The sequence below is a fragment of the Empedobacter sp. GD03861 genome, from assembly GCF_029840885.1.
GTDB classification, from domain to species: domain Bacteria; phylum Bacteroidota; class Bacteroidia; order Flavobacteriales; family Weeksellaceae; genus Empedobacter; species Empedobacter falsenii_B.
The window spans coordinates 1-2,327 of sequence record NZ_JAOCDJ010000078.1 but is presented as its reverse complement, the minus strand read 5'-3'; the positions used below and the strand labels follow the sequence as shown (position 1 = coordinate 2,327).

Below are 2,327 nucleotides of genomic sequence, written 5' to 3'. Positions count from 1 at the left end.
ACTATTTTGTGTTTTTTATAGTTTTTACTACTTCGCATTTTAAATAAGCACAAAAAAAGCAGTAATCATATAAAATACTGCTTGTGTAGTCTAAAACAAACTTAGATAACTCCATAAGAATTAAAAGCTAACTTCGGTGAGCCTGTCCTGAGTTTATCGAAGGGTTCAACAGGCTTTACTTCACTACTTTTATTTGTTATTTGTGTTCAATGATTTCAATACATCTCATGCCCTCCGGGCAAGACGAAAGCTTAGTTATTGTGTGTAGTATTTTATAAATTCTTTGCAATGTTTATTTTATTTTCTATTGCATCGAAATATTCAACATAATTTGCTAAATCTGCATCAATCCAACTCAAAAGTTCATATATTTCATCTTTTATATCTTCAGCATATGTAAAATCAATTAAATTACCACGAAAGCAAATTGGTTCATTATGATAAACCCTATTTCTAAATTCCCTTATTCTATTTAATTTTTGATTTAAGATACTTCTATTAATGCCAGTTGGCTTATGTTTAAAGCAATGGATAACTACACCTCCGATTAAACGATAGTGATGAGTATCAAATAAACTCGTCCAAAAACCAAAAGATTGTTCAGCAACTATTTTACCAGCTGTAATTAATCCTCCTTTACGTTTAATACTTTTCTCTGCGTTAATAATTGAATTTTTAAGAAAAAATCTTGATGCTGTTAATGAATTATGATTCATAAAACCATTCTTCTCTGTTATAATCCAATTAGGATTTGCAAAATGAGAAGATACCTGATAATTACAAGTATTTCTTAAGAATATTTCAAATAAGTTTAAAATTGGATAAAATGATTGAGCAACTCTTAGATTAGCACGATACAATTTTTGAGCTTTTGTTTTTGAATTACCTGAAGCAATAAGAAATCTATTTAGTCTTGGTTGCGATAAATAGTACTCGAGTTTATTATATTCCATTAAAATTTTCTAAATAGTACTGCATTTACAAATATAATACATATCTTTGTAACGTAATGCTTAATAAAGCCTCTTTTCCTTTTAATGGAAAACGTAATTAAGTGAAAGAAAATATTAAAGCTCTTCGAATTTCGGAGAGCTTTTTTTGTAATATTACGCACAACGTTTCGGGGCTTAATGTCAGTGGCGGAAATTGAAGCGAAAAGTTCAATTCAGACCGAAACGTAGCCAAAGCTGTTCCATTATTTGTAAACTCACAAAAAATACGAATATGGACAGCTTTTGGCGGATAAAATAAGCGAGAAGTTCAATTTTGCAATTAACCTCGAATTTTGCCAAGCCGATGTGCTTATTGCACAACTCTAGAATAGGCTAATTTTTCTTATTTTTAGTATGCAAGGACGAAAAGAATTACCACAACTATTTTTATAATTCTGTAAAAAAAACAGAAATAAAAACCTCCTTAAAATCACTTCTAAAGAGATTGTAATTTATACTATTTTGTGTTTTTGTGCTTAAAATTGGAGTTGTGCAACAGTTACCTATGTTAGTCGTGGTTTTTCTTTCTTTTATTTATACTTTTCTTCATAAAGTCAATTATTGAATAAATAATTTTTGTTGATAATTTGTTAAATTCAGTAGAGAGTTTTTTTAATTCAATTGCCAAATTATAAATTTCTTCACTTTCAATTTCATTTATGAATTTGTGAAGTTCCAATGCATCAGTATTTTTATGAGCAATTGTATTATTCCTCACGATTCTTAAGTATTGCTCATTTTCGTTTTTATATTTAGCGAATTTTTTAGAAATTTCTCTAACTGGAATTACAAACTTTTCTTGTTTAAGATCTCTTAGCTGCTTACTTAAATCTCTTCCAATTAATGGATTAATATCATCAAGAAATTCTATTATTGTTAATGCAAGAATTCTTGCAAATAGTTTTTTTTCATAATCTCTTTTTGATAGAATAAATTTTTCAGTTAAAATTGAAACGTCCATATCGAAAATTGAAATGTAAATTGAGGAATTGTATAAACTATTGAAAAAATCTGTTTGATAACTTTTGTTTTGAAGAAGTAGTGTTTTAATATTTTGAATATCTTCTTCTGCAATTTTGATATTTTCATCAATAGCTTCGGTAAGATTTTTTCTTAATTCAGCAAGCTCATCCTCTTCACTTTTAATGATTTCTCGTTTCTTAAATAATTTGAGCATTGCGTTTTTTTTCTTAAAATTAAACTCAAATATACAAACAAAACTATATTGTATACTTTATTGTGTAAAACAAAAAACCTCACTAAAACGGTTGCTGAGCTTGCCGAAGTATTAAAAGAGGTTATTATTTATACTATTTGTGTTTTTGTACCTAAAAT

At 27.6% G+C, this 2,327-nt stretch carries 2 protein-coding genes; both read right to left on the bottom strand.

The window, feature by feature from the left end; genetic code table 11:
- Positions 1-272: 272 nt before the first annotated feature.
- The gene (locus N5D03_RS14730) at positions 273-953 is read right to left on the bottom strand and encodes an Abi family protein (RefSeq protein ID WP_125350701.1); all 681 of its coding nucleotides are present in this window, start codon (positions 951-953) and stop codon (positions 273-275) included.
- A 547-nt stretch (positions 954-1,500) separates the two neighbouring features.
- The gene (locus N5D03_RS14725) at positions 1,501-2,169 is read right to left on the bottom strand and encodes a hypothetical protein (protein ID WP_125350702.1); all 669 of its coding nucleotides are present in this window, start codon (positions 2,167-2,169) and stop codon (positions 1,501-1,503) included.
- Positions 2,170-2,327: the final 158 nt, after the last annotated feature.

What these genes read in the sequence shown, in the direction of transcription:
- N5D03_RS14725 (WP_125350702.1), bottom strand. Translation starts at nt 2,169, where the DNA reads ATGCTCAAATTATTTAAGAAACGAGAAATCATTAAAAGTGAAGAGGAT.
- N5D03_RS14730 (WP_125350701.1), bottom strand. Translation starts at nt 953, where the DNA reads ATGGAATATAATAAACTCGAGTACTATTTATCGCAACCAAGACTAAAT.